Consider the following 26,199-nt stretch of genomic DNA (forward strand, 5'->3'; position numbering starts at 1 on the left):
CGCTTGTGTGACAAGCGCGGTGCGGCTTTTCGTGCATGAACGCAGTCCTTGTGCCGGGCCTGGCTGCCTGCGTGCCGGGCCCGAAGACCCGCCCTCAGTGCCCCCTCGGTGCCCCCAGCTTGCGGTACACGGTGGCGCGGCTGATGCCCAGGGCGCGGGCCGCCTCCGCCACGTTGCCGCGGGCATCCTGCACCGCCTGGCGGATGAGGGCGGTTTCCGCCTCGCGCAGCGGCGCAGGGGCCGCTGCGCCGGCAAGGCGCGGCCCATTGGCGGGCAAGGTGGCCTGCGCGCCCGGGGGCGCGGCCGCGAGGCCGTGGACACCCGCCGCGCGCGTGCCGTGGTGCGCCAGCCCCTGCAGCCGCAGGCCGGACCACAGGGGCAGATCCAGCGGCCTGGCCGCGCCGCGCTGGCGGGCGGCGTCGAACAGCAGGGTCCAGGGCAGCGCGATGAGGTCACCGCAGTGCAACGGGCTGCCGGGCGCGCGCAGGGGCTGGGGCAGCAGCTGGCGGGCCACGCTGTTGCTGCCGATCACATAGCCATCGCCATCCAGCGCCACCAGGCCGTCGCCTTCGGCGCCCAGAGGGCAGCCGGGCCAGTTCAGGCGCAGCAGCAACGCATGGGGCATGTGCAGCAGCAGCGCGTCTTCCATGGCGCGGGCCGAGCGCGCCACCAGGTGCCGCAGCTCGGGGCGCTCGGGCACGTCCACGCCGGTCAGGTCGAGCATGCCCATGCAGTGGCCGTGCGGATCGAACAGCGGCGCGCCCGCGCAGCTGTAGCTGGCGTTGTCGTCAAAGAAGTGTTCGCCCCGGTGCAGCCAGACGGGCTGCAGCTCGGCCAGCGCGGCGCCGATGGCCGTGGTGCCCACCGCGGCCTCCGAGAGGTCGATGCCCACGCGGCCGATGGCGCGGGCGCGCGGGTCGCGGCGGTCGAAGGTGCCCTGCACATCCACCACGATGCCGCGCGCATCGGTCAGGATGGCGAAGTAGCGCATGCCCGCGATGGCACGGGTGAGCTGTGCGAGCACCGGCCGCGCGGCCTGCAGCAGGGGGTGGTTCTGTTCCCGGCTGCGGCGCAGCGCGGGGGCGCTGACCATGTCGAACGCCACGTGCTGCGCGGGGCGCAGGCCCTGGGCCAGGCAGCGCTGCCACGATCGCGTGATCCAGGGCTCCACATCGGCGCGCGCGGGGGCCGCGCCATCGGCCAGCAGCGCATGGCGGGCCTGCGCGATCAGCGCGTGGCGGTCGGCGGCCGGCAACGGCGGTGCAGCGGAAAGCATCGGACAGACCCCTGGGACGTGGAAGGCGGAGCGGCGCGCGGAACGCCGTGCGCATGATGCGCCGGTGTGCGGCGCAACATGTTTCATTTTGAGAATATCCCGCGCGCACTCCCGTGAATCTAGGGTTCTCCCTAGGGGTGGGGCCGGGGGGCAGGCAGAAGATTCAACGGCCTATCCAGCCAAAACTCTTCCAGGAGACAGCCAGATGCAAGTCCAGTTCACGGTCAACGGGCGCGCTGCCAGCGTTGACGTCCCGCCCAACACCCTGCTTGTCCATGCGCTGCGAGAGCACCTGCTGCTCACCGGCACGCACGTGGGCTGCGACACCAGCCAGTGCGGCGCGTGCACCGTGCACGTGAACGGCCGCGCCGTGAAGTCCTGCGCCATGCTGGCCGTGCAGGCCCAGGGCGCCGAGGTGCAGACCATCGAAGGCCTGGCCGCCGCGGACGGCACCATGCACCCCATGCAGGCGGCGTTCAAGGAATGCCATGGCCTGCAGTGCGGCTTCTGCACGCCGGGCATGGTGATGAGCGCGGTGGACCTGTGCAAGCACCATCCCCAGGCGAACGAAGGCGAGATCCGCGAGCTGCTCGAAGGCAACATCTGCCGCTGCACCGGCTACCAGAACATCGTGCGCGCGGTGCAGGTCGGCCAAAAAGCCATGGCATCGGCATAAAAAAGGAGAACGACCATGGGTGCATCCGACTTTTCCAAGCTGCCGCACATCGGCGAATCGCTCAAGCGCAAGGAAGACTACCGCTTCCTCACCGGCGCCGGCCAGTACACCGACGACGTGGTGCTGGCCGCGCAGAGCCATGCCGTGTTCGTGCGTTCGCCGCATGCGCACGCGCGCATCAACAGCATCAACGTGGACGCCGCCAAGGCCGCGCCCGGCGTGCTGGGCGTGTTCGTGGGCGCCGACGTGGCGGCCGACAACATCAACGGCCTGCCCTGCGGCTGGCTCATCACCAGCACCGACGGCCAGCCCATGAAGGAGCCGCCGCACCCCATCCTGGCGCAGGGCAAGGTGCGCTACGTGGGCGACCACGTGGCCATGGTCGTCGCGCTCACGCAGCAGCAGGCGCGCGACGCGGCCGAGCTGGTGGAGGTGGATTACGACGTGCTGCCCGCCGTGGTCAGCGTGGCAGATGCCGCCGCCGGCAAGGTGGCGGGCGCGGGCCTGCATGACATCGCCGAGGACAACCACTGCTACAAGTGGGCCATCGGCGACAAGGGCGCGGTGGACTCGGTGTTCGCCAGTGCCGCGCACGTGACGAAGCTCGACCTGGTCAACAACCGCCTCATCCCCAACGCGATGGAGCCGCGCACGGCCATCGGCTCGTACAGCCGGGCCAACGACGAATACACGCTGTACGTGAGCAACCAGAACCCGCACGTCGAGCGCCTGCTCATGACGGCCTTCGTGATGGGCCTGCCCGAGCACAAGGTGCGCGTGATCGCGCCCGACGTGGGGGGCGGCTTCGGCTCCAAAATCTTTTTGTATGCCGAGGACGTGTGCCTGACCTGGGCGGCGAAGAAGCTCAACCGCAACATCAAGTGGGTGGCCGACCGCAGCGAGTCCTTCCTGTCGGACGCGCATGGCCGCGACCATGTGAGCCATGCCGAAATGGCGATGGACAAGGATGGCAAGTTCCTGGCCATGCGCGTGCACACCGACGCCAACCTGGGTGCCTACCTCTCCACCTTCGCCACGGCCGTGCCCACCATCCTCTATGCCACGCTGCTGGCGGGGCAGTACACCACGCCGCAGATCTATGTGGAGGTGGATGCCTGGTTCACCAACACCGCGCCGGTCGATGCCTACCGGGGCGCGGGCCGGCCCGAGGCCACCTACCTGCTCGAGCGCCTGGTATCGCGCTGCGGCTGGGAGATGAACCTGTCGCAGGACGAGATCCGCAAGCGCAACTTCATCACCAGCTGGCCCTACCAGACGCCGGTGGCGCTGCAGTACGACGTGGGCGACTACCACGCCTGCATGAACCAGGCGCAAGAGCTGGCCGACGTGGCGGGCTTTGCGGCGCGCAAGGCGGCCAGCGAGGCCAAGGGCCTGAAGCGCGGCATCGGCTACAGCAGCTACATCGAGGCCTGCGGCATCGCGCCGTCCAACATCGCAGGGGCGCTGGGTGCGCGTGCGGGTCTGTTCGAATGCGGGGAGGTGCGCGTGCACCCCACGGGCAGCGTGACGGTGTTCACCGGCTCGCACAGCCACGGCCAGGGGCACGAGACCACCTTTGCGCAGGTGGTGGCCGCGCGCCTGGGCATCCCGGTGGAGAACGTGGACATCGTGCACGGCGACACGGGCCGCGTGCCTTTCGGCATGGGCACCTACGGGTCGCGCTCCATCAGCGTGGGCGGCGCGGCCATCATGAAGGCGCTGGACAAGATCGAGGCCAAGGCCAAGAAGATCGCGGCCCACCTGATGGAGGCGAGCGACGCCGACATCGACTTCAGCGGCGGCGAGTTCACGGTGCGCGGCACGGATAAGAAGATCCCGTTCGGCCAGGTGGCGCTCACGGCCTACGTGCCGCACAACTACCCGCTCGACAAGCTCGAACCCGGGCTCAACGAGACGGCCTTCTACGACCCGACTAACTTCACCTTCCCTGCAGGCACCTACATCTGCGAGGTGGAGGTGGACCCCGCCACCGGCAGCACGCGCGTGGACAGGTTCACCGCGGTGGACGACTTCGGCACCATCATCAACCCGATGATCGTGGAAGGCCAGGTGCATGGCGGCCTGGTGCAGGGCATCGGCCAAGCGCTGATGGAAAACTGCGTGTACGACCGCGAGACGGGCCAGTTGCTGACCGGCAGCTTCATGGACTACGCCATGCCGCGCGCTGATGACTTCCCCGAGTTCAAGCTGGGCCATGTCTGCACGCCCTGCACGCACAACCCGCTGGGCACCAAGGGCTGCGGCGAGGCGGGGGCCATCGGCTCGCCACCGGCGGTGATCAACGCCGTGCTCGACGCGCTGCACCCGCTGGGCGTGAAGGAGTTCGACATGCCCGCGTCGCCGCACCGCGTGTGGGAAGCCATCCAACAAGCCAAGGCCTGAGGAGACACACCATGTACGCCTTCACCTTTGAAAACCCATCGTCCACCGCAGCCGCCGCGCAGCTCATCGCCCAGGGCGGCAAGCTGCTGGCGGGCGGGCAAAGCCTGCTGCCGTCGATGCGGCTGCGCCTGGCCAATCCCGAGAAGATCGTCGACCTGAACAGTATTCCCGAGCTGGCGGGCATCCGCCGCGAGGGCAATGCGCTGGTGATCGGCGCCATGACGCGCCACATGGACGTGGCCAACAGTGCAGAGGTCCAAAGCGCCATCCCTGCGCTGGCCGACCTGGCCGCGCACATCGGCGACCGGCAGGTGCGCGCGCGGGGCACGCTGGGCGGGTCGGTGGCCAACAACGACCCCGCGGCCTGCTACCCCAGCGCCGTGCTGGGCCTGGGCGCCACCATCGTCACCAACCAGTGCGAGATCGCGGCCGACGACTTCTTCGTAGGCATGTACACCACGGCGCTGGAAGAGGGCGAGATCATCACCGCCATCCGCTTCCCCATCCCCAAGCGCGCGGCCTACCTGAAGTTCAAGCAGGCGGCATCGCGCTTCTCGCTGGTGGGCGTGTTCGTGGCGCAGACCGATGGCGGCGTGCGCGTGGCGGTGACGGGTGCGGCCAGCAGCGTGTTCCGGCACGCGGGGCTCGAGGCCGCGCTGAACCAGAGCTTCACGCCCGCATCGGCGGCGGCGGTCAGGATTGACGCGGGCGATCTCAACGCGGACATCCACGCGAGCGCGGCCTACCGCGCCAACCTCATCAGCGTGCAGACCCAGCGGGCGGTGGCGCAGATGCTGGGCTGACGGGCGGGAGAGTGCCCGCTGCCGCTGTCCGGCATCCAGGAGCGGGTGTTTGAATGAAATTGGCCTCCAGCGCTTGTCTGTCAAGCGCTGGTAGCTATTAAAAATATAGTGATGAACGTTTCCCCTGCTGCGCCCGTGACCGCGCCCGCGCTGTCCTCCATCGATGCCCTGGTGCTGGCCTTGCAGGGCGTCGGGTACTTTGCCGACCGGCGGCTGGCCACGGCCGTGTTCCTGGCGCTCCAGCTGCAGCGCCCGCTGCTGCTGGAAGGGGAACCCGGCGTGGGCAAGACGGCGCTGGCCCAGGCACTTGCCAAGGTGCTCTCGCGCAGCCTGATCCGCCTGCAGTGCTACGACGGGCTGGAGCAGCGCGAGGCGCTCTACGAATGGAACTACGCGGCCCAGCTTTTGCACATGCGTGCGGCGGAAGGCCAGGGCAGTGCCGACATGGCGCAGGTGGAGCGCGAGGTGTACCAGGACCGCTACCTCATCCGCCGCCCCCTGTTGCAGGCGCTGCAGGCACCAGCCCCCGGTGCGGTGCTGCTCATCGACGAGGTCGACCGTGCCGATGAGCCCTTCGAGGCGTTTTTGCTCGAATACCTGGGCGAGTACCAGGTGAGCATTCCCGAGATCGGCACCGTGCGCGCCACGGCCACGCCGGTCACCATCCTCACCAGCAACCGCACGCGCGACCTGCACGACGCCGTCAAGCGCCGCTGCCTGTACCACTGGCTGGACTACCCCGAGCGCGAACGCGAGCTGGCCATCGTGCGTGCGCAGGTGCCGGATGCCAGCGCGGCCTTGGCCACCCAGGTGGCGGATTTTGTGGGCCGCCTGCGCAGCCAGCCGTTCGCCAACGCCTTCCAGCGCGCGCCGGGCATCGCGGAGAGCGTGGAGTGGGCCAAGGCGCTGGTGGCGCTCGACACCATCGTGGTGGACCCGGAGGTGGTGTCCGACACTGCAGGCATTTTGTTCAAGCAGCGCGAGGATGTGGCGGCGCTCACGCGCGACATGGCGGCGCAGCTGCTGCAGCCCGCCGAGACGGATGCGTGAAGGCTCGCGCCGTGGCTGAGGGCACGACGATCTCGCAGCTGGGGGATGCCCGCACCGGCAAGCTGGCCGACAACCTCACGGGTTTTGGCCGCACGCTGCGCCGTGCCGGCGTGCCCGTGGATGCGGCCCGCATGGCCCTGGCGCAACAGGCCGTGATGCTGGTGGGCGTGGGGCGGGAGGACTTCGGCGCCGCGCTGGAGTCCGTGCTCATCAGCCGTGAGCAGGACCGGCAGGTGTTCCGCGAGCTGTTCGACGCCTATTTCAAGAACCCCGGCATCGCACAGAAGCTGCTGGCCCAGATGCTGCCCAGTGCCGAGTCCAGGGCCGAGCCCGCCAAACGCCGCCCGCGCGTGAGCGAGGCGCTGGCCCCGGTGCGCGCCGCGCGCGATGCGCCAGCGCCGCGCGAGGATGACAAGATCGACCTCGACGCCGCCATGACCGCCAGCGACCTGCAGCGCCTGCGGCACGCCGACTTCAACCAGCTTTCGGCCAGCGAATACAGGCTGGTGGAGCGGCTGGCGCGTGAAATTCCCTTGCCCCTGCCGCGCTATGCGGCCCGCCGCACCCGCCCGGGCACGCGCGGCGGGCGTCCCCACTGGCCGGGCGCCATGCAGCAGGCCGCGCGGACGGGCGGCGAGGTGCTGCGCGTGCCTTTGCTGCAGCGGCGCCGGCAGCCATTGCCGCTGTGCGTGCTGGTCGATGTGTCCGGCTCCATGGAGCGCTACGCGCGGCTTTTGCTTGCGTTTCTGCATGCCGCCACCGCGCCCCGCCACGCAGGCGCGGGCCTGCGCCGCGACGTGTTCGCGTTCGGCACCGGCCTCACCGACCTCACGCCCGCGTTCCGCCTGGCCGATACCGATGCGATGCTGGAGGCGGCCAGCCAGGCGATCCCTGACTTTGCCGGCGGCACGCGCCTGGGCGACAGCCTGGCCCGGTTGCGCGTGCAGCACGCGCGCCGGCTCGTAGGGCGGCGCACGCTGGTGCTGCTGGTCAGCGACGGGCTCGATACCGGCGCGCCCGAGGTGCTGGAGGGGGAGCTGGGCTGGCTGCGCCGGCACTGCGGCCGGCTGCTGTGGCTCAACCCCCTGCTGCGCTTCGAGGGCTATGCACCCACGGCGCGCGGCGCCGCGGTGCTGCACCGCCAGGCCCACGGCATGGTCGCCGTGCACAACCTCAGCCGCCTGCAGGACCTGGCTGGCAGTCTGGCCGAAGTGCTGCGCCAGTGAGCGCGTGGCCCGCACGCGCACAGCCCCCCAATTGTTCAGGAACCCGGAGGACTCCACCATGGAAATGCAAGCCAGCCGAACCCTCGCCGTCAGCCAGCAGCAGGCCTGGGACGCACTCAACGATCCCGAGGTGCTCAAGCTGTGCATCCCTGGCTGCGACAAGGTCGAGCCCACGGGCGAGCACCAGTACAGCGTGGCGATGGCGCTCAAGATCGGCCCGGTGTCCGCCAAGTTCGCGGGCAAGATCACGCTCTCCGAGATCGTGCCGCCCGAAAGCTACACCATCGCCTTCGACGGATCGGGCGGCGTGGCCGGGTTTGGCAAGGGCAGCGCCCAGGTCAAGCTGGTGCCGCTGCCGGCCGATGCGGCCGGCCAGGACAGCTGCGAGCTGCACTACACCGTGCACGCCACCGTGGGCGGCAAGATCGCCCAGCTCGGCCAGCGCCTCATCGATGGCGCGGCCAAGGGCATGGCCGAGGATTTCTTCAAGCGCTTTGACACCGAGATGCAGCGCCGCCATCCGCGCGCGCCCGTGGCCGACGACCCCGAGCCCGGGGCGGGGGGCGGGGGCACCGTTGCGGCGTCGGGCGCGCTGGCGGCATCGGCGGGTGAGGACAATCCCCCCAGCGGCATTCCGGTCTGGGTGTGGGTGGTGGGCGCGGCGGCGCTGGTGCTGTTAGCGTGGTGGTGGAACTGAGCCCCTGCAGGTTTGAGCCCCGCCCGAGGCGCCGCGCGCACCCTGTGTGGGCTGCGGGGCCGGAGGCAGGGGCCGTAGAAATGAATGGGCAACGAAGCAAATGGAAAACCTGGATGTGATGGTGCTGCGCACGCTGCAGGGCTGGCGGGCCGCGGGCCGGCGGGCGCTGCTGGCCACGGTGGTGCGGACCTGGGGCTCCTCGCCCCGGCCGGTGGGTTCGATCATGGCGCTGTGTGAAGACGGCTCGGTGGTGGGATCGGTCTCGGGCGGGTGCATCGAGGACGACCTGATCGACCGCCACACGCGGGCCTATGCGCAGGCGGCGGCGCAGGCCGGCACGGGCGATGGCGGCGATAGGCGCATTCCGAGCGGACCTCCCGCGTTTGTCAAATACGGCGTCACGGCCGACGAGGCGCACCGGTTCGGGCTGCCCTGCGGCGGCACGCTGGAGCTGCTGCTGGAATACGACCCCGACCCGGCCAGCCTCCGCGAGCTGATCCTTGCGCTGGAGGGCGGGCGGCTCATGCAGCGCACCGTGCGCCTGGCCGACGGGCTGGCCACCGTGCAGCCCGCCGCGGCCCCCGCCGAGCTGGCGGTGGACACCCGGCAGCTGACCAACACCTTCGGCCCGGAGTACCGGATGCTGCTGATCGGCGCCGGCCAGCTGGCGGAATACCTGGCCACCATGGCGCTGTTCAACGGCTTCGCGGTCACGGTGTGCGACCCGCGCGAGGAATACCGCGGCAGCTGGAACGTGCCCGCGGCCACGCTGGTGAGCGGCATGCCCGACGATGTGGTGCTGGCCTTCAGGCCCGACCGGCGCAGTTGCGTGGTGGCGCTCACGCACGACCCCAAGCTCGACGACCTGGCGCTGCTGGAGGCGCTGGACACCGAGGCGTTCTATGTGGGCGGCATCGGCTCGCGCCGCAACAACGAAGCGCGCCGTGCCCGGATGATGGAGCATTTCGGGCAGACCGCCGAGAGCCTGGCCCGCCTGCGCGGCCCGATCGGCATCTACATCGGCAGCAAGACGCCGCCCGAGATCGCGGTGAGCGTGATGGCTGAAATCCTGGCCGTGAAGAACGGCGTGGCCCTGCCGCGCGACGTGGAGGTGGCGCAGGCCAAGAACGAGCGGGAACTGGCGCGGAACGACCCCGGGCCGCTGGTGTGCGGGCTGCGCTAGCGCGGCCCGCCCCTTCCCGCCGTGGCGCCGTCAGGCAGCGCCCATCACCACCGGCCCGCCCTTGGCGATGCCGCGCTGGTACGCCGGGCGTGCCTCCATGCGCTGGCGGTAGGCCTGCAGGCGCGGGCAGTTGCCGGCCGTGCTGGCGCGCGAGAGCGCGGCTTCCACCGCGAAGCTCATCTGGAAGTCGGCCATGGTGAGGTGCTCGCCCGCGAACCAGGTGTGCCGGCCCAGGTGCTCTTCCATGAAGGCCAGCGCGGTGGCCACGTTGGGGTCGATCACCTTGTCCTGCACCTTGCCGCACAGCGCCCGGGCGATGGGCTTCACGAAAAAGGGCATGGGCTGCGTGGGAATGGTCATGAACACCAGCTTCATCACGAGCCAGTTCATGAGCGAGCCCTCGGCGTAGTGCATCCAGAACCGGCACTGGCGGTATTCGGGCGTGCCGGGGGCGGGCTGCAGGTGGGCCAGGTCCCCGCTGGCGCGGGCGCCGTAGGTTTCCACCAGGTATTCGATGATCGCGGCGGATTCGGCGATCACCTCGCCGCCGTCGGTGATCACGGGCGACTTGCCCAGTGGATGGATCTTCTTGAGCTCGGGCGGGGCCAGCCGGGTGGTCTTGTCGCGCTGGTAGATCTTGAGCTCGTAGGGCACGCCCAGTTCTTCCAGGAGCCACAGGACGCGCTGCGAGCGCGAGGTTTCGAGGTGGTGAACGGTGATCATGGGCGGATTAGAACCTGTCCACGGCGGTTCGGGGCCGGGTTGGTGTCGCCTGCACGATGTTCGCGCCCGCAAGCCTTGGGGGGCCTTGCCCGCGCCGGCCCTGGCGGGGTCCAGAAAGCAAAAAGCCCTCTGGCGAGGGCTTTTGCGGGGGCCGGCGCAGCCGGCCGTGGCGATCTGGCGATCAGCCGCCCTTCTTGGAGCGCTTGCCGGGGTTCTTCTTGCTGCGGGTGGCAACACCGCGCTCCAGGCTCACGCGCTGGCCGCGGCCAGGGGTGGCGAGGGTGTAGCCGGGCACCGGCGTGGGCCGGGGGGTGCGCTTGCGGTCTGCTTCGGTGACGATCTTGTTGCCCATGGTAGGTCTCTGAGATAGTGGAAAAAAGAGTGATATTAGGCCACAGCCGGGGTGGGGGGGCTTCCCGGCCACCGCCATCCGCCCCCCGGACCCAGGGGTTTGGCGGCCCATGGGGCGCGAAAAAGCACGGTGCGCGGGCGCACCGGCACCCCTTCACGGCGCGATGAAACCCGCCGCCACGCCCGCACCGTGGTCGGTGGAGAGCGCATCGGTGCAATGGCCGGGCAGCACGAAACCCCGTGCGGCGTCTTCCACGGCCTGGGTCCGTATCACCGGGGGCTGTGCCCGCACGCCGCCGAAGATGGTGGCGAACGCCACGTCCGCCGCATCGCGGCCGGTGCCAAAGCGCAGCAACCCCATGGGTATGGCGGTGCCCGAGGGGTCGAAGATGTACCACCGGTCTCCCAGGTAGGCCTCGACGTAGGCATGGAAGTCCGGCGGGCCCAGGGCCGGGTCGGCACCGTAGTCGGTGCCGGTGGTGAAGCGCGCGGGAATGTTCACGGCGCGGCACATGGCAATCATCAGGTGCGCGAAATCGCGGCACACCCCCACCTGCTCGACCAGGGTATCGACCGCCGAGGTGTTGGAGTTGGACGTGTTCGAGGTGAACGCCACATGCCGCTGGACCCAGTCCCGGATCGCCTGCACGCGGCTGTGGCCTTGCCAGAGCCCGCCAAACTCGTTGAGGGCAAGGCGCAGCAGGCGGTCGGACTGGCAGTACCGGCTGGGGTAGATGTACCCCATGACTTCCTGCGGCAGGCGCCGCACGGGGACCTCCGCCAGCTGGGAGGGGTCGGTGCGGTAGTGGGTGATGTCCACCGTGGCGGAATACGACACTTCCAGGATGCCGGGTTCGCCGTGCAGGCGCAGATAGCGGTTGCCGGTGGCCGGGTCGGTATGGATATTGTGGGGAATGTCCTGGTTGATGACGAGCCGTTCGCTGCTGACCGCCTGGCTGGGCGTCTGTGCGGCATGGATGTTGAACACGAAGTCCGCGCCGTACTGGTCGATCTCATAGCTCAGGTCGATCTGCAACTCCATGCGCACCCGGCCGTGGCCCTGGTGGATCGCCGGCGCGCGCGCCACCGGGCTGGCCGCAGCGGGCTGGGTGGAGGGCGGCAGCGAGGGAAGGGTGGCTGCACCGCCCTGCGCCAGGGGGGGTTCACGGCCCGCGCCAGTGGGCAGGGCCAGGGGTGAAGCCGTGCTGCCGCCGCAGCCTCGAAGAAAAGGCTGGGACCGGGCAGGGGCGCGGGACGGGGTGCTTTCCATGGAAATATCCTTCGTGCGCTGCGCGTCGGGGCATCCGACACGGTGGCGTGATCCGAGGATAGGGCGCGGGCCCCGGGGGCGGTGTAGGCGGACGGCCCGCGCTCACGCAGGCATGCGAGGCAGCCCCGCACCGCGCCGCCGCGTCAGTCGATGGCGAACGCTTCGCGCAGGGCGCCGCAGAAGCCCGCATGCCCGCTGAGCGACAGCGTGACCGTGGTCCGGGGAGGGGCCGGGGTGCCGGGCACGGTGGCGATGCGCCCGCTCGCTGCATCGAAGTCCAGCGCCAGCGGCGTGCTCACCTCCTGCACGCCCTGCAGGTCGTATTGCCACTCGCCACCTTCCTCCGAGGGGCCGCAGGCGTCGGGGTACTGCGCGTGGGCCCAGCGCAGCACCTGCGCGATCTCGGCGTGCAGGGCGGGCATCTGCGCGGGCGACACGCTGGCCATGGCATCGAAGGTGCCGGTGCCGTCCGTGTCTTCGCTGTAGTCAAAGTCCAGGTAGTGAAGTGGCATGGTGTCTGGTGTCTCGTGGTTGCGGTCCGGGTTCATGTCCAGGTGCGGGCGAGGGCCTGCGCCGCTTCGCTGAGCCGGGGCACCTGCTGCAGGGCCCGCGCCAGCGGCATGCGCACCGCCGGGGCCTGCAGCGCCACCGCGCTGTGCACGCTGCGCCGCCCCCCCGCCGGCACGGGCACCGCCACGCACACCAGCCCATCCACGAACTCCTCGGCGTCGGTGGCATAGCCCTGGCGCGCGATCTGCTCCAGTTCGGCCTCCAGGGCCTTGCGGTCGGTGAGGGTGGTGGCCGTGTGGCGCGTGAGCGGCAACCCGTCCAGGATGGCGCCGCGCCGCGCCGCCGACAGGTAGGCCAGGAAAAGCTTGCCGCTGGCCGAGCAGTGGATGGGCACGCGGGTGCCCGGCCGCAGCTCCAGGCGCAGCGGAAACGCTGATTCCACGCGGTCCATGTAGATCACTTCGGCACCGCTCAGGGCGGTCAGGTTGCAGCTCTCGCCGATGTCGGCCACCAGCTGGCGCAGCACCGCGTGGCGCACGCTTTGCTGCGTGCCCGCGCTCAGCGCGCTTTCGGCCAGCCGCAGCAGGCGGGGCGCCGGGGCGTAGCGGCGCCCGCCCGGTTCGCGCGCGAGCAGCCCGCCGCCCTCCAGCTGGCCCAGCATGCGGTGCACGCTGGGCTTGGGCCAGCCGCAGGCCTCCACCGCATTGGCCAGCGTGAACGGGCGGCCCTGGGCGCACAGGATCTCGAGCAACTCAAAGAGCCGCAGACTGGGGGATGTTTCTGTCATAAATACCGGAATTCGAGACGAATTCATAAATCATTCCGAGATTATTCCGCACTGTGGCTAAGCTGCAAACCCATATCCCCTTGAACAACACATGTCCATGACAGCCTCATTCCAGAACGCGGTACTGACGGGCGCCTGTGGCGGCCTGGGCCAGGCATTGGCGCGGGAACTGATCGCACGGGGCGCCGCGGTGGCGCTGGTGGGGCTGCACCTGCCCACGCTGCAGGCGCTGGCCGCGCTCGCGCCAGAGCGCTGCGCCGTGTACACGCCCGACGTGGCGGACAGTGCCGCCATGCAGGCCATGGCGGCCGACTGGATGGCGCGCGCGGGCGCGCCCGACCTCGTGATCGCCAACGCCGGCGTGGCCGGCGGCTATGACACCGCGCAGGCGGACGACCTGGCCGTGCTGCGCCGCATGCTGCAGATCAACCTCCTGGGCGCCGCCACCACCTTCCAGCCGTTCGTGACCGCGATGCGCTCGCGGCGGCGCGGGGCCCTGGTGGGCGTGGCCAGCATCGCGGGATGGCGCGGCATGCCGGGCAACGGCGCCTATTGCGCCAGCAAGGGCGGCCTGATCCGCTACCTGGAGAGCCTGCGCGCCGAAATGCGCGGCGGGCCCGTGGCGGTGGTCACGGTGAGCCCGGGCTACCTGCGCACGGCCCTCACGGCGGGCAACCGGTTTGCCATGCCCGGCCTCATGGAGCCCGATGCCGCCGCGCGCGCCATGCTGGCTGGCATCGCGCGGGGCCGCACCCACATCGTTCTGCCCGCGCGCATTGGCTGGCTGGCGCGGCTGCTCAACCTCTTGCCCGGCGCCCTGCACGACCGCCTGCTGCTGGGCCAGCCGCGCAAGCCGCGCAGGGGCGAGGCGGGTGCCACGCCGATACCGGGCCTGGCGCCCCCCACCGACCCCCGCGCCTGACCTGCCCATGGCGGGATGGGCCCCAAAAAAATGCCGACAGAAAGCAAAAAAGACATGACACCGGAGACAACCCCCACCGTGGTGGACACCCGCACACAGATCGCGCTCATCGGCGCCGGCCCCAGCGGACTGGCGGCGGCGCGCAACCTGCAGAAGCTGGGCGTGCCATTCCAGGGCTTCGAGGCCCACACGGACGTGGGGGGGCTGTGGAACATCGAGAACCCGCGCAGCACCGTCTACGAATCCGCGCACCTGATCTCCAGCAAGACCACCACGGAGTTCACCGAATTCCCCATGCGCGCCGGCGTGGCCGACTACCCCAGCCACCGCGAGATGCGGCAGTATTTCTTTGATTTCGCGGAGCACTTCGCGCTGCGCCCGCACTACTGGTTCGGCTGCCGCGTATTGAACGTGGAGCCGGCGGGGGAAGGGGCGGCCCCCTTGTGGCGCATCACCTGGAGCCAGCACGGGGGCCCCGCGCAGACCGCGCAGTTCAAGGGCGTGGTCATTGCCAACGGCACGCTGGCCGAACCCAGCATGCCGCGTTTCGAGGGCCGGTTCGACGGCGAGCTGCTGCACACCAGCGCCTACAAGAGCGCCGAGCTGTTCAAGGGAAAACGCGTGCTGGTGGTGGGCGCGGGCAATTCGGGCTGCGACATCGCCGTGGATGCGGTGCACTACGCGCGCAGTGTGGATCTGTCGGTGCGGCGCGGCTACTACTTCGTGCCCAAGTACGTGTTTGGCAAGCCCTCCGACACGCTCGGTGGCAAGTTCAAGATGCCGCCCTGGCTCAAGCAGAAGGTCGACAGCGTGGTGCTGCAGTGGTTCACGGGCGACCCGGTGCGTTTTGGCCTGCCCAGGCCCGACTACAAGATGTACGAGTCGCACCCCGTGGTGAACTCGCTGGTGCTGCACCACCTGGGCCACGGCGACATCCACGTACGACCCGACATCGCGCGCCTGCAGGGGCACACCGTGTTTTTCAAGGACGGCAGCGCGCAGGACTATGACCTGGTGCTCTGCGCCACGGGCTACAAGCTGCACTACCCCTTCATCGACCACAGCCTGCTCAACTGGCAGGGCATGGCGCCGCAGCTGTACTTGAACATCCTTTCGCCGCGCTTCGACAACCTGGCCGTGATGGGCATGATCGAGGCCAGCGGCATCGGCTGGCAGGGCCGCTACGAGCAGGCCGAACTGGTGGCGCGCTTCTTCAGGGCGCAGGCAGAGGGATCGCCCCGCGCCGATGCGCTGCGCCAGGCCAAGGCCGGCCCGGCCCCCGACCTCTCGGGCGGCTTCAAGTACCTCAAGCTCGAACGCATGGCGTACTACGTGCACAAGGACACCTACCGCAGCGCGGTGCGCGCGGCGTCTGCCGCGCTGGCCTGAATTCCCTCCCCACTATTCCGAAGGGCCCACCATGCTGCCTGTCGACGAAATCCGGCTCAATTTCAATCCCGCATCGCTCGTGGTGCTCAACGTGGTGCTGGGCTTCCTCATGTTCGGCATCGCGCTGGACACGCGCGTGGCCGACTTCAAGCGCGTGCTGCGCATGCCAGGCGCCATGGCGGTGGGCGTGGCCGCGCAGTTCATCGTGCTGCCGGCGGTGACCTTCGTGCTCACGCTGCTGCTTTCGCCCGGCCCCAGCATCGCGCTGGGCATGATCCTCGTGGCCTGCTGCCCGCCAGGCAACGTGAGCAACATCCTCACGCACCGCGCGGGGGGCAACGTGGCGCTGTCGGTGTCGATGACGGCGATCTCCAACGCGCTGGCCATCGTGCTCATGCCGCTGAACTTCGCCTTCTGGGGCGGCATGCACCCCACGGCGGCGCCGCTGCTGCGCAGCATCGCGCTGGACCCGCTGGAGATGGCGGGCCACATCGTGGCCATCATCGGGCTGCCGTTCGTGCTGGGCATCCTGTGTGCCGAGAAGCTGCCCCGCTTCACGCGGCGGGTGCACAAGCCCGTGCGCATCCTGAGCTTCGTCTGCCTGATCGGCTTCATCATCGGTGCGGTGGCGGGCAACTGGCGCTATTTTCTCGACTACGTGGGGCTGGTGCTGCTGGCGGTGGCGCTGCACGATGCGCTGGCCTTCGGCACCGGGTATGCCTGTGCACGGCTGAGCGGCCTGTCCGACTACGACCGGCGCGCCGTGAGCATCGAAGTCGGCATCCGCAATGCCGGGCTGGGCCTGGTGCTGATCTTCAGCTTCTTCGGCGGCCTGGGCGGCATGGCCGTGGTGGCGGGCGTCTGGGGCTTCTGGGACATCATCGCGGGCCTGGCGCTGGCGGGATGGTGGGGGCGGCGGCCGCCCGTGGTGCCGCATGCCGTGCGGGAGGGCGGCGCATGATGGCGCGCATTCTCGTGACCGGGGCCGACGGTTTCCTGGGCCGCGGCGTGGTGGCGGCCCTGGCGCGCGAGGGCGCCCCCGTCATCGTCGCCGCCGACGTGCGCGAAGTGCCCGCCGAGCGCCGCCTGCCCGGCGTCACCTACGTGGTGCAGGACGTGCGCGACCCGGCGCTGGCGCAAACGCTGGCCGAGAACTCCATTGACAGCGTGGTGCACCTGGCCTCCATCGTCACGCCCGGCAAGGGCTCCAACCGCGAATTCGAATACTCCGTGGACGTGCTGGGCAGCCAGAACGTGCTCGACGCCTGCGTGGCCACGGGCGTGCGGCACCTGGTCGTCAGCTCCAGCGGCGCGGCCTATGGCTACCACGCCGATAATCCCGACTGGCTGCGCGAAACGGATGCGCTGCGGGGGAACGAAGTCTTTGCCTATGCGCACCACAAGCGCCTGGTGGAGGAGATGCTGGCGCGCTACCGCACACAGCACCCGCAACTCGCGCAGACCGTGCTGCGCATCGGCACCATCCTGGGCGAGCGGGTGGACAACCAGATCACGGCGCTGTTCGAGAAGCGGCGCCTGCTGGCCATCCGGGGCAGCGCCAGTCCGTTCGTGTTCATCTGGGACGAGGATGTCACCGGTGCCATCGTGCACGCGCTGCGCACGCGCCGCGCCGGGTGCTTCAACCTCGCGGGCGATGGCGCGCTGCCGCTGCGCGAGATCGCGGCGCGCCTGGGCAAACCGGTGCTGGACCTGCCGGCGGGCCTGCTGCGCGCCGCGCTGGCGATGGGGTCGGCCCTGGGCGTGAGCCGCTACGGGCCCGAGCAGCTCGACTTTCTGCGCTATCGCCCGGTGCTGCTCAACACCGCGCTCAAGGAGGTGCTGGGCTACGTGCCGGCCAAGACCAGCAGCGAGGCCTTCGACGCCTTCGTGGCCGCGCGCGAACGCCAGGGGCGTCCGGTGGCGGCGGGCAGCCGCGTGGTGTCCGCATGAATGCCGCCGCGCTGAGCCGGGGCGACCTGCTGCGCGCCTTGGCGGTGGTGGTCATCTGGGGGCTGAACTTCGTGGTGATGAAGCTGGGCCTGCAGGGGCTCAGCCCCATGCTGCTGGGGGCGCTGCGGTTCTCGGCCGCGTCGCTGCCCTTCCTGCTGTTCGTGCCGCGCCCGGCGCTCCCCTGGCGGTTCGTGCTGGGCTATGGGCTGGCCCAGGGCCTGGGCCAGTTCGGATTCCTGTTCCTGGGGTTGCAGCTGGGGATGACGGCGGGCATGGCGTCGGTCGTCATGCAGACGCAGGCCTTCTTCACGCTGCTGCTGGCCGCCCCGCTGCTGGGCGAGCGCGCCCGGCCCTGGCAGTGGTGGGGCCTCACGCTGGCCTTCGCGGGGCTGATGACCATCGGGCTCGCCCATGGCGAAGGCCCCGGGCAGATGACGCTCGCGGGCTTCGCGCTTACGCTGGCGGCCGCCTTCATGTGGGCGGTGTCCAATCTCGTGGCGCGCCGTGCCGCGACGGCGGGGCCGTACGGGCCGTTCCCGTTCATCGTGTGGAGCAGCACGGTGCCGATCGTGCCTTTCTTCGCGCTGGCGCTGTGGACCGATGGCGCGCAGGGCGTGCTCGCGCAGCTGCGGGCGGTGGACGGCGTGGCGCTGGCGGCCGTGCTGTACCTCGCCCTGCTGGCCACCTTGCTCGCCTACACGTTGTGGACGCAGCTGTTGCAGCGCCACCCCGCCGGGCGGGTCACTCCGTTTTCGCTGCTGGTGCCGGTGGTCGGGCTGTGGGCCGCATATGCCTTTCTGGGAGAGCAGCCCGCGCCGCTGCAGTGGGCGGGAGCGGGGGCCGTGCTCTGCGGGCTCGTGGTCAACCAGGCCGGGGGCTGGCTGCGGGCGCGGCGCGCGAGGCCGGCGGCCTCCTAGAATCCCCTCTTTTCTTCTTTTTTCGCAAGGATGCATGGTGGCCGACAGCGTGGTGTTGCAGGTGCAGGGGTTGCGGTTTGCCTACCCGGAGTGCGCGGTGCTGGAGGGCTTTAGCCTCGCATGGCCCGCGGGGCTGGCGCTGGTGCAGGGCGACGAGAGCACGGGCAAGACCACGCTGCTGCGCGTGCTGGCGGGTGAGCTGACGCCCCAGGCGGGCGATATCACGCTGCGCGGCGTGCGCCGGGGGGCGGTGCCTGCCGCGGCCTGGCGCGCGCAGGTGTTCTGGCAGGACCCGCGCGCCACGGCGCTGGACCCGCTCACGGTGCGCCAGTGGCTGGGCAGCCTGCCTGCGCACTGCGCGCGGTGGGACGCCGCCGCCCTGGCGGCGCATGTGGAGGGGTTCTCGCTGGAACCTCATCTGGACAAGCCTTTTTTTGCCTTGTCCACCGGCAGCCGGCGCAAGGCGCTGATGGCCGCCGCGCTGGCCAGCGGGGCCGCGCTCACGCTCATCGACGAGCCGGTGGCGGGGCTCGACAAGCCTTCGGTCAGCTACCTCGGCCAGGCCCTGGCCGAAGCCGCGCGCCAGCCGGCGCGGCTGGTGGTGGTGGCGCACTACGAGGCGCTGCCGGGCGTGCCCTGGGACAGCGTGGCGACATTGGCCCGGCCTCGCTAGGGCCCGTCAACACTGTTTTCGCCAGTGCCAAGGCCGGGGCCTTGGCTAGGAACGCAACGACGAGTGGCCTGGATGGGATGCAGTGGGCGGCCTCCCCTTCGGGTTGCGATGCCAGCAAAAATAGTGCTGACAGCCCTAAACTGGGCGACCCTGCCTGCCCATTTCTCTTGAAGGACACCCCATGGACGCGCTCCTCTTCGCCCCGGTGGCCGTGGCCATTGCGCTCACGCCCGGCCCCAACAACTTCTGCGGCCTCAACAACGGCATCCGCGCGGGCATCGGCGCGGCGCTGGTGGCCACGCTGGGGCGGGTGGCGGCGTTCGCCATCTTCCTGGCCATCTCGGCCGTGGGCCTGGGGGCGATGCTGCTGGCATCCGAGATGGCGTTCACGGTCGTCAAGTGGGTGGGCGCCTGCTACCTCTTCTGGCTGGGCTGGAAGGCATGGCGCAGCCGTGAGTTCAGCGGGCTGGAGGTGGTCGAGGGCGGCGACGTGAAATCCTCCGGCGCCCCGGTGCGGCTGAAGGCGCTCATCACCCAGGAGTTCCTGCTGGGCATCACCAACCCCAAGGCCATCATCCTGTTCGCGGCGATCTTCCCGCAGTTCATCGACCCGAGCCAGCCGGCCGTGCGCCAGTTCGTGGTGCTGGGCGCCGTGTACCTGGCGGCGGAGTTCGTCTCCACGGCCGTGTATGCCGCCGGCGGGCGCCAGATCCGCCGCTTCATCCGCACTTCGCGCGGCGTGGTCCGGCTGAACAAGGCCACGGGCGGTTTCTTCATGGGGGCGGGCGGCCTGCTGCTGGCCACCAATCGCTGACACCCGGGCGCGGGCGCGCCGCTACATCGCCTTGAACAGGTGGGCGTAGAGGCGGCTCACGGGCAGCTTCTCGGGCCGTCCGGCCAGCTCCAGGTGCAGCTTGCCCGCCTCGTCGCGGGTCACGGTGGTGATGCAACTGGCGCGCACCAGCGTGCTGCGGTGGATCTGCCAGAACACCTGGGTGTCGAGCTGGCCGATCAGGTCCTTGAGCGGGGTGCGGATCAGGTACTCACGCGCTGCGGTCAGCACCCGCACGTACTTGTCGGCCGCCTCGAAATACAGCACGTCGGCCACCGGCACCATGTGGATCTGGCTGCCGCTGCTGGCCTGGATGAGCGTGAGCGGCGTGCCCGTCGCCGGTGCAGCGGGCGCAGCTGCGGCAACGGGGGCCGCCACCCCGGGCGCCACCAGCAGGTTCCGCAACTGGGCCATGGTTGCTTCAAAATCCATAGCGGCTGGCGCTTTGCTGGAAAGCGCCAGCTGCAGTTTTTGCACCGTTTTTTGCAGCCGCGCGGCCTGCACGGGCTTGAGCAGGTAGTCCACCGCCTGCGCTTCGAACGCCTGCACGGCGTACTGGTCGTAGGCGGTCACGAACACCAGCGCGGGAAAGGGGCGGCCCGAGGGGCCCTCGGCGGGCCAGGCGTCGGCCAGTTCCACGGCGGCATCCAGGCCGCTCTGGCCGGGCATGCGGATGTCGAAGAACAGCACGTCCGGCTGCAGCGCCAGGGCCTGGCGCACGGCGGACAGGCCGTCGCCCACGGTGGCCACGACCTGCAGCCCGGGCCAGGCGCGGGCCAGCTCTTGCTGCAGCGCGGCGGCGAGCAGGGGTTCGTCTTCAGCAATCAGGGCGCGCACGGCAGGCTGGGTCATGGGGTGGTGGTCGACGGGCTCGATTTCAAGGGAAAAGTGACCGTAGCGCTTGTCCCGCCAGCGCTGCCAGCTATCAATTTCAGAGTGCCCGCCGTTCCGTGCAGTGTGGCCAGCCGCTCACGCGCCTGGGCCAGGCCAAAGCTCTGCCCCGGCCCCGGGGTGGGCAGGGTGTCGGGCAGGCCCGCGCCGGTGTCGGTCACATCCAGCACCAATAGCGCCCCGCTGTCACTCTGCCGCGTGCTGGCACGCACGGTGATGTGCCCGCCCTCGACCTGCGGCTCCAGGCCGTGGCGGATGGCGTTTTCCACCAGGGGCTGCAGCAGCAGCGGCGGCACGGGCACATCGCGCAGCGCGTCGGGCAGGTCCAGCGTGTAGGCCAGGCGCGGGCCCATGCGCACCGCCATCAGCTCCAGGTAGTCACGCAGGCGCTCGAACTCGTTCTCCAGCGGATGCTGGGTGCTGCGCGAGGCGCTGAGCGTGGCGCGCAGGTAGCCGATCATGCGGTCCAGCATCTCCTGCGCGCGGGCCGGGTCGGTGCCGATCAGCATGCGCAGGTTGGCCAGGGTGTTGAACAGCATGTGGGGTTCGAGCTGCGTTTCCAGCAGCTTGAGCTGCGCTTCGCTCGCCTGGCTGCGCACCTCGTTGACCTTGGCCAGCAGCCAGGCGCTCTTGCTCTTGGTGTAGAAGTAGTAGGTGCCCAGGAACCCCGCCACCACGGTGATGCCGATGGAGATGCGCAGCTGCGCACGGCCGCCCTGGTCCCACGACGAGCTGCCGCACCACCAGTCGCCCAGCAGCGTGCCGCCCAGGTAGCCCAGCACGATGCTGGCAAACGGCAGCAGGAACCCGGACAGGCCCGTGGGCCAGCCCGTCTCCTTGCTGGACGGAAACAGGTGCCGGCCGAAGTCGATCAGCGCCCAGGTCAGCGAGCCGATGGCCAGCGAGTAGCGGGCCGGGATGTCGTAGGCCTTATCGGGCTGGAAGGCGTACTGCAGGGCCGCGATGGCCAGGCAGAAGGCCAGCACCTGCAGCAGGTGCTGCAGCTTCTCGATCCAGTCGATTTTCATGGCGGCGCGGGCGTGGTGGTCGAAGGCGCAGGCCGTGGGGCCTAGCGCTGGTTGCGCTCTTGCTGGTCGCGCAAAAGCCGCTCGCGCTCCTTTTGCACCATGCGCTCGCGCAGGCCGCTGCCGGTGCCCAGCACGAACACCGAGATGCCGTGCAGCGCCAGCCCCAGGCCCCAGCCCAGCAGCGGGAACACCGACCACGGCCGGTTGCCGAAGCCGTAGCGCGACAGGCTGAACAGCACCAGGTTGACCACGACGAAGGCGGCGGCGTGCACATACCAGCCCAGCTTGGCGCCAGCGCGCCGGCGGGCCAGTTGTTCGATGTCGTCGGGGGTCATGGGTTGGGGCATGGTGAGGGGTCGATTCTAGGCGGGCGCCGCGCGGGCTCGGCCCTGGCAGGCGTGGGCGATGGTGCGCACGGCCAGCGCGTTCAGCGTGAGGCCGATGTGGTTCACGCCGGTGTGCCGCGTCATGCGGTCACGGAGCGCCACGGCGCGGCAGCGGCAGCAGGTGCTGCTCGAAGTAGCGCACGATCCGCAGGTCGACAGCGTGCATCTGGCTGCGGTCGAAGCCCGGCGGGTCGCCCAGCAGCCGCGCCGCCAGCGCGGACATCCGGTCCCGGGGCGGCGGTGGGGAGAGCAGCGCGCCGTGGCCGGCGTCGGGCAGGGCGGCCAGCAGGGTGCAGCGGTCGGCGCAGGCCTGGAGCACACGGTCGCTGTGAAAGCGGGGCACCAGCCACAGGTCCTGCCCGGAGGTGATCAGCGCCAGGGGCACGCGCGGCCTGGCCAGTGACTCCATGTCGAAATCCGCCGCGGCCGGCACCCCCGCCACCACGGCCGCGATGCGCGGTTCGCCATGGGCCTGCCAGGCGGCGTCGTCAAAACGCTGGCGGATGACGCCCAGCGCCACGGCCTTCTTCACGCCGTCAAGGAGGTTGCCCTTGAGTTCGGTGGCAAGCCCCACGCAGGTCGCGAAGTCGTCCGCGATGTGGGCTTCGCAGTGCTGCCGGAACAAGGCGGGCGACCAGCGTCCGCCAGCCAGGCTGAGGGCGGTGTGGCCGCCGGCGGACATGCCGTACATGCCCACCCGGTCCAGCGACAGCAGGGGCGCCAGGGCCGCGTCCTTGGCGATGGCGTCGATGGCGCGCGAGACCTCGGCCGGGCGCCGCTTCCAGCTCTCGGGGCCGGGGGTCGACGGGTCTTTCGCGTTGTCGCCGGTGTGCTCGGGCAGGGCCACCACGAAGCCCGCGCCCACCAGGGCGCGCGCCAGGTCCGAGTGCACCCACGGGTTGCCGCCGGAGCCGTGCGACACCACGACCAGCCGGCCGTTGCCCGCCACCGGAGCGCCTTGCCAGGCCGCCTGGAGGCTGAAGGGGCCGCGCTGCAGTGCCTCGTCGGGTGCGCTGCTGGGGTAGTACACGGTGACGGGGCCGTCGCCCTGCATGCCCGGAATCTCCATGAGGCCCGTACCCGCCTGCGCCAGGCTGGCGCACACGGCGAGCAGGCCCGCCAGGATCAGGGAAACGTGGTGGTGGATGTGCAGCTGTTTCATGGAGCCTCGCTCAGGATGGGTTGTGGTTCTGGGCAATGCGGTCGCGCTCGGCCTGCACCATGCGCTCGTGCAGGCCGGACCCACCAGCCAGCAGAAACACCACGATGCCGTGCACGGCCAGGCCGATGCCCCAGCCCAGCGCGGGGTAGACGGCCCAGTGGCGGCCGCTGCTGGCGGACAGCGTGACGAGCAGCAGGTTGACCAGAAGATAGACGCTGGCGTGCATGTACCAGCCCAGCTTGGCGCCGGCGCGTTTGCGGGCCAGGCGTTCGATGGGGTCGTTGAAGGTCGGTTCTTGGCGCATGGCGGGTTCTCCTCAACAGTCAGGCAAGGCAGGGAAGGGAAGGGCAGGCAACGGGCATGGCCGGGGTTCAGGTGCCCACCGGCGAGGCGCCGAAGACCGCGCTGTGCTGCGCCAGGCGCCACAGACGCAGTGCCCGGGCGGCGAACAGGCCGTTGAACACGCCGTAGAGGGCGGAGATCTGCAGGGCGAACGCGCCGTCCCGGGCCAGGGAGGGCTGCAGGGCCAGCTCGGCGCCCACGAAGTACTTGGTCAGGAAGATGCCGATGATCAGCGCCAGCGGCATCGCGCTGCCCGGAACGTGGAAGCTGCGCGAGGAGGCCGCGTAGAGCGTGCCGGCCGGCGCGGTGGGCTGGAACCACAGGGCCAGCGCGCCGATCAGCACCGCGGCCACGAGCCAGGCGCCGACCGCCTGCGCCGCCGTCTGGCCCGCGCCGCCAAACGCCGACACGACGCCCGCCACGGAGAAGATGGCCATGCCCACGGGCATGAGCAGGGTCCGGCGCAGGCTGGCGGTGCGGTCGCACAGCTGGCTGGCCCCCAGCCCCACGAGGGCGGCCAGCAGGCCCCAGACCCAGTAGGGAGTGTGCGTGACGATCTGGATCAGTGCCTGGGGCTGGTGAACAATCACATTGAGCAGCATGGTGTGGTTCCTTGGTGTGGAGGGGATGTGGGGGCTGGAAAGGGCGGGGTCAGAGCAGGCCCAGCTGGCTCCAGAGCGAGTGCCCCAGAAAACGCCCGGGCAACAGGGTGAAGCCGCCTGCGACGATGCAGGCGCCGATGTAGATGCGCTGCATGACCACGCGGTGGCCGACGATGTTGCGCCGGGCCAGGTAGATGAAGGACAGCACCAGCATCCCCAGCGTCACCGGGATCAGCAGGTGGATGAGCCCGAAGCTCCCCCAGCGGGGACCATTGCCGCCGCTGATGAAGATGGCGGAGACCGCGGTGGCCACCATGAGGGTGACCCAGGCATATCCGGCGGCGCGGTGCAGGCGGGGGCGCTGGGTGGCGCCCTTGCGCGCCCACAGGGCGAGGGGGCCGATGGCCGTGGCGGCGAGGGCGGCGGCGAGGTGGATGGCGATGACGGGGGTGAGTTGCATGGGGTGCTCCTGGCGCGTTCGATGGAGCGGACTGTGCCGCCGCCCGCCCGGGGCCGCCAGCGCCTTGCGACGAAACGCGGCCTGGCTGCCGCGAAATGCAGGATGGCGGTGCGGCCTGCAGGGCCTTGGGCCCCCGATTTCATGCAAACTCCGGGGAATGTGGGGACGCCGGCCGCCCGGAACGGAAGGTGCCCTGGCGCCCGGCCTCCCAGGTTTACTTTTCTTCGCACAGCGTTCAAGGCAAAGCTTGAATTGACTCTCTACGATCAGGCATGGCGCGATCCCCGCCGCCGCCTGTTGCCATTCCCCCAGTCCGGCCCGCAGCCCAAGAACACGAATCAGGACCGCCATGAACCCGCAAGACGTCAACGCGCCCCCGCCATCGGCCATTCCGCCCGCCCCCGCGGCCCCACCGCCCCGGCGCTCGCGATGGGTGGGCAGCCTGCTGGCCCTGGTGCTGGTGGGCCTCGTCGGCGGGGCTGCCTGGTACCTCGTCCAGCGTTCCGGCGGCGAGCAGGGCGCCGGGCCCGGCCGGGGCATGCCCGGGGGCGGGCGCCCCATGGTCACCGTGGGCGACGCGGTGGCTCGCAGGGCGGAGCTGCCCGTGGTCATCGACGCGCTGGGCACCGTGATCCCCGCCACCACCGTCACGCTGCGGCCCCAGGTGTCGGGCATGCTCACGCAGGTGCTTTTCACCGAGGGCCAGATGGTCAAGAAGGGGCAGGTGCTGGCGCAGATCGACCCCAGGCCCTTCGAGCAGGCGCTGATGCAGGCCCAGGGCACCCGGCAGCGGGACGAGGCCCAGCTGGAGAATGCGCGCCTCACGCTGGAGCGCTACCGCACCCTGCTGTCGCAGGACTCCATCGCCCGCCAGGACGTGGACACGCAGGCCGCGCTGGTCAAGCAGCTTGAAGGCACGGTGATGACCGACAAGGCCCAGGAAGGCACGGCGCGCCTGAACCTGGACTACACGCGCATCACCTCGCCCGCCACGGGCCGCATCGGGCTGCGCACGGTGGATGCGGGCAACTATGTGACATCGGGCGATGCGACGGGCATCGCCACCATCACCCAGGTGGCCCCGATCGACGTGCAGTTCTCGGTCCCGCAGGACCGCGTGGGCGATGTCCGGGCGGCGCAGGGTGCGGCGCCCACGCTGGCCGTGACGGCACTGGACCGCGCGCGCAAGGCCGAACTCGACAAGGGCCTTTTTTCCACGCTGGACAACCAGGTGGACACCACCACAGGTACCGTCAAGGCCAAGGCGCGCTTCGAGAACGCGGCGGGGGCGCTGTTTCCCAACCAGTTCGTGAACGTGCAGCTGCTGCTGCGCAACGTGCCCGCGGTGGTGGTCCCGGTGACGGCCGTGCGCACGGGCGCCAATGGCGACTATGTCTATGTCATCAACGAAGACCGCACCGTGTCCCTGCGCAAGGTCAAGCGCGGCCAGGCGACCGTGGGGCTCATGGCCATCGCCGAAGGGCTCCGGGAGGGCGAACGCGTGGTGACCGAGGGCGGGGACCGCCTGCAGGACGGCATGGCCGTGCAGCTGCCCGGTGCCCCGGCGGCCGCGCGCGGCCCCCGCCCGGGCGCCAGCGGGCCCCGCTCGGGAGCGAGCGGGCCGCGTGGCGGTGCCTCCGGTGAAGGCCAGCAGCGCCGCCAGCGCCCCGCGCAGAACCCCTGAGCCGCC

The 26,199-nt window shown here is 70.3% G+C and carries 28 protein-coding genes; 15 read left to right on the plus strand and 13 right to left on the minus strand.

The genetic code is table 11. From position 1 onward, the window contains the following. Nucleotides 1-94 precede the first annotated feature (94 nt). Nucleotides 95-1,276, minus strand: coding sequence for a helix-turn-helix domain-containing protein (locus ACAM51_RS21895; protein ID WP_369641847.1), 1,182 nt, complete (start codon nucleotides 1,274-1,276; stop codon nucleotides 95-97). A 205-nt stretch (nucleotides 1,277-1,481) separates the two neighbouring features. Here ACAM51_RS21895 and ACAM51_RS21900 point away from each other — a divergent pair, with 205 nt between their 5' ends. The 7 genes from ACAM51_RS21900 (at nucleotide 1,482) to ACAM51_RS21930 (ending at nucleotide 9,314) form a co-directional block, all read left to right on the plus strand. Continuing rightward, entirely contained in the window at nucleotides 1,482-1,952 is a 471-nt protein-coding gene (locus ACAM51_RS21900; protein ID WP_218293798.1) for a (2Fe-2S)-binding protein, read from the plus strand. Between the two features lie 15 nt (nucleotides 1,953-1,967). After that, complete coding sequence (locus ACAM51_RS21905) at nucleotides 1,968-4,355, plus strand: xanthine dehydrogenase family protein molybdopterin-binding subunit (RefSeq protein WP_369641848.1); 2,388 nt, start codon at nucleotides 1,968-1,970, stop codon at nucleotides 4,353-4,355. A gap of 11 nt (nucleotides 4,356-4,366) precedes the next feature. Then, entirely contained in the window at nucleotides 4,367-5,158 is a 792-nt protein-coding gene (locus ACAM51_RS21910; protein ID WP_218341663.1) for a xanthine dehydrogenase family protein subunit M, read from the plus strand. 111 nt (nucleotides 5,159-5,269) lie between these two features. Beyond that, the gene (locus ACAM51_RS21915) at nucleotides 5,270-6,208 is read left to right on the plus strand and encodes an AAA family ATPase (RefSeq protein WP_369641849.1); all 939 of its coding nucleotides are present in this window, start codon (nucleotides 5,270-5,272) and stop codon (nucleotides 6,206-6,208) included. An 11-nt stretch (nucleotides 6,209-6,219) separates the two neighbouring features. Then, the gene (locus tag ACAM51_RS21920; RefSeq protein ID WP_369641850.1) at nucleotides 6,220-7,434 is read left to right on the plus strand and encodes a VWA domain-containing protein; all 1,215 of its coding nucleotides are present in this window, start codon (nucleotides 6,220-6,222) and stop codon (nucleotides 7,432-7,434) included. Nucleotides 7,435-7,492: 58 nt separating this feature from the next. Then, nucleotides 7,493-8,131 (plus strand): CoxG family protein, encoded by a 639-nt coding sequence (locus tag ACAM51_RS21925; protein ID WP_369641851.1) that lies wholly within the window; start codon nucleotides 7,493-7,495, stop codon nucleotides 8,129-8,131. Nucleotides 8,132-8,231: 100 nt separating this feature from the next. Beyond that, on the plus strand, nucleotides 8,232-9,314 hold the full coding sequence (locus ACAM51_RS21930; RefSeq protein WP_218293805.1) for an XdhC family protein: 1,083 nt from the start codon (nucleotides 8,232-8,234) through the stop codon (nucleotides 9,312-9,314). A 30-nt stretch (nucleotides 9,315-9,344) separates the two neighbouring features. Here the strand turns inward: ACAM51_RS21930 and ACAM51_RS21935 are convergent, their stop codons facing one another. The 5 genes from ACAM51_RS21935 to ACAM51_RS21955 all read right to left on the minus strand — a co-directional run bounded on the left by ACAM51_RS21935 (nucleotide 9,345) and on the right by ACAM51_RS21955 (nucleotide 12,955). Next, nucleotides 9,345-10,037, minus strand: a complete 693-nt coding sequence (locus ACAM51_RS21935; protein WP_369641852.1) for a glutathione S-transferase family protein — start codon at nucleotides 10,035-10,037, stop codon at nucleotides 9,345-9,347. 181 nt (nucleotides 10,038-10,218) lie between these two features. Continuing rightward, entirely contained in the window at nucleotides 10,219-10,389 is a 171-nt protein-coding gene (locus ACAM51_RS21940) for a hypothetical protein (protein ID WP_162995995.1), read from the minus strand. Nucleotides 10,390-10,542: 153 nt separating this feature from the next. Next, on the minus strand, nucleotides 10,543-11,430 hold the full coding sequence (locus ACAM51_RS21945) for a transglutaminase family protein (protein ID WP_369643868.1): 888 nt from the start codon (nucleotides 11,428-11,430) through the stop codon (nucleotides 10,543-10,545). Between the two features lie 371 nt (nucleotides 11,431-11,801). Further along, nucleotides 11,802-12,170, minus strand: coding sequence for a hypothetical protein (locus ACAM51_RS21950; RefSeq protein ID WP_218293807.1), 369 nt, complete (start codon nucleotides 12,168-12,170; stop codon nucleotides 11,802-11,804). 32 nt (nucleotides 12,171-12,202) lie between these two features. Further along, nucleotides 12,203-12,955: an IclR family transcriptional regulator gene (locus tag ACAM51_RS21955; protein WP_369641853.1), complete on the minus strand. Its 753-nt coding sequence runs from the start codon at nucleotides 12,953-12,955 to the stop codon at nucleotides 12,203-12,205. A gap of 97 nt (nucleotides 12,956-13,052) precedes the next feature. Here ACAM51_RS21955 and ACAM51_RS21960 point away from each other — a divergent pair, with 97 nt between their 5' ends. The 7 genes from ACAM51_RS21960 to ACAM51_RS21990 all read left to right on the plus strand — a co-directional run bounded on the left by ACAM51_RS21960 (nucleotide 13,053) and on the right by ACAM51_RS21990 (nucleotide 19,620). Further along, complete coding sequence (locus ACAM51_RS21960) at nucleotides 13,053-13,877, plus strand: SDR family oxidoreductase (RefSeq protein WP_369641854.1); 825 nt, start codon at nucleotides 13,053-13,055, stop codon at nucleotides 13,875-13,877. 54 nt (nucleotides 13,878-13,931) lie between these two features. After that, entirely contained in the window at nucleotides 13,932-15,266 is a 1,335-nt protein-coding gene (locus tag ACAM51_RS21965) for an NAD(P)/FAD-dependent oxidoreductase (protein WP_218293810.1), read from the plus strand. A 31-nt stretch (nucleotides 15,267-15,297) separates the two neighbouring features. Then, nucleotides 15,298-16,227, plus strand: a complete 930-nt coding sequence (locus ACAM51_RS21970) for a bile acid:sodium symporter family protein (protein ID WP_218293811.1) — start codon at nucleotides 15,298-15,300, stop codon at nucleotides 16,225-16,227. Next, the gene (locus tag ACAM51_RS21975; protein ID WP_369641855.1) at nucleotides 16,224-17,216 is read left to right on the plus strand and encodes an SDR family oxidoreductase; all 993 of its coding nucleotides are present in this window, start codon (nucleotides 16,224-16,226) and stop codon (nucleotides 17,214-17,216) included. Before ACAM51_RS21970 ends, ACAM51_RS21975 begins: the two co-directional genes overlap by 4 nt. After that, nucleotides 17,213-18,133, plus strand: coding sequence for an EamA family transporter (locus tag ACAM51_RS21980; RefSeq protein ID WP_369641856.1), 921 nt, complete (start codon nucleotides 17,213-17,215; stop codon nucleotides 18,131-18,133). The genes ACAM51_RS21975 and ACAM51_RS21980 overlap by 4 nt, the downstream gene beginning before the upstream one ends. 34 nt (nucleotides 18,134-18,167) lie before the next feature. Further along, entirely contained in the window at nucleotides 18,168-18,806 is a 639-nt protein-coding gene (locus ACAM51_RS21985) for an ATP-binding cassette domain-containing protein (protein ID WP_369641857.1), read from the plus strand. Between the two features lie 181 nt (nucleotides 18,807-18,987). Beyond that, complete coding sequence (locus tag ACAM51_RS21990) at nucleotides 18,988-19,620, plus strand: LysE family translocator (RefSeq protein ID WP_369641858.1); 633 nt, start codon at nucleotides 18,988-18,990, stop codon at nucleotides 19,618-19,620. Nucleotides 19,621-19,641: 21 nt separating this feature from the next. On the opposite strand, the gene ACAM51_RS21995 is transcribed toward ACAM51_RS21990, so the two are convergent. The 7 genes from ACAM51_RS21995 to ACAM51_RS22025 form a co-directional block, all read right to left on the minus strand. Further along, complete coding sequence (locus ACAM51_RS21995; RefSeq protein ID WP_369641859.1) at nucleotides 19,642-20,490, minus strand: LytR/AlgR family response regulator transcription factor; 849 nt, start codon at nucleotides 20,488-20,490, stop codon at nucleotides 19,642-19,644. Next, a complete protein-coding gene (locus tag ACAM51_RS22000; protein ID WP_369641860.1) occupies nucleotides 20,487-21,557 on the minus strand; it encodes a sensor histidine kinase in 1,071 nt (356 codons plus the stop codon). The genes ACAM51_RS21995 and ACAM51_RS22000 overlap by 4 nt, the downstream gene beginning before the upstream one ends. Nucleotides 21,558-21,598: 41 nt before the next feature. Then, complete coding sequence (locus ACAM51_RS22005; RefSeq protein WP_218293817.1) at nucleotides 21,599-21,904, minus strand: 2TM domain-containing protein; 306 nt, start codon at nucleotides 21,902-21,904, stop codon at nucleotides 21,599-21,601. A 127-nt stretch (nucleotides 21,905-22,031) separates the two neighbouring features. Continuing rightward, nucleotides 22,032-23,105, minus strand: coding sequence for an alpha/beta hydrolase family protein (locus ACAM51_RS22010; protein ID WP_369641861.1), 1,074 nt, complete (start codon nucleotides 23,103-23,105; stop codon nucleotides 22,032-22,034). A 10-nt stretch (nucleotides 23,106-23,115) separates the two neighbouring features. Continuing rightward, the gene (locus ACAM51_RS22015; RefSeq protein ID WP_218293819.1) at nucleotides 23,116-23,409 is read right to left on the minus strand and encodes a 2TM domain-containing protein; all 294 of its coding nucleotides are present in this window, start codon (nucleotides 23,407-23,409) and stop codon (nucleotides 23,116-23,118) included. 67 nt (nucleotides 23,410-23,476) lie between these two features. Then, nucleotides 23,477-24,049: a DUF6622 family protein gene (locus ACAM51_RS22020; protein ID WP_218293820.1), complete on the minus strand. Its 573-nt coding sequence runs from the start codon at nucleotides 24,047-24,049 to the stop codon at nucleotides 23,477-23,479. Nucleotides 24,050-24,098: 49 nt separating this feature from the next. Further along, nucleotides 24,099-24,509, minus strand: coding sequence for a DUF2306 domain-containing protein (locus ACAM51_RS22025; RefSeq protein ID WP_218293821.1), 411 nt, complete (start codon nucleotides 24,507-24,509; stop codon nucleotides 24,099-24,101). A gap of 349 nt (nucleotides 24,510-24,858) precedes the next feature. Here ACAM51_RS22025 and ACAM51_RS22030 point away from each other — a divergent pair, with 349 nt between their 5' ends. Then, a complete protein-coding gene (locus ACAM51_RS22030) occupies nucleotides 24,859-26,193 on the plus strand; it encodes an efflux RND transporter periplasmic adaptor subunit (protein ID WP_369641862.1) in 1,335 nt (444 codons plus the stop codon). Nucleotides 26,194-26,199 lie beyond the last annotated feature (6 nt).

The sequence above is a fragment of the Acidovorax sp. A79 genome (assembly GCF_041154505.1).
In the GTDB taxonomy this organism is placed as follows: domain Bacteria; phylum Pseudomonadota; class Gammaproteobacteria; order Burkholderiales; family Burkholderiaceae_C; genus Acidovorax.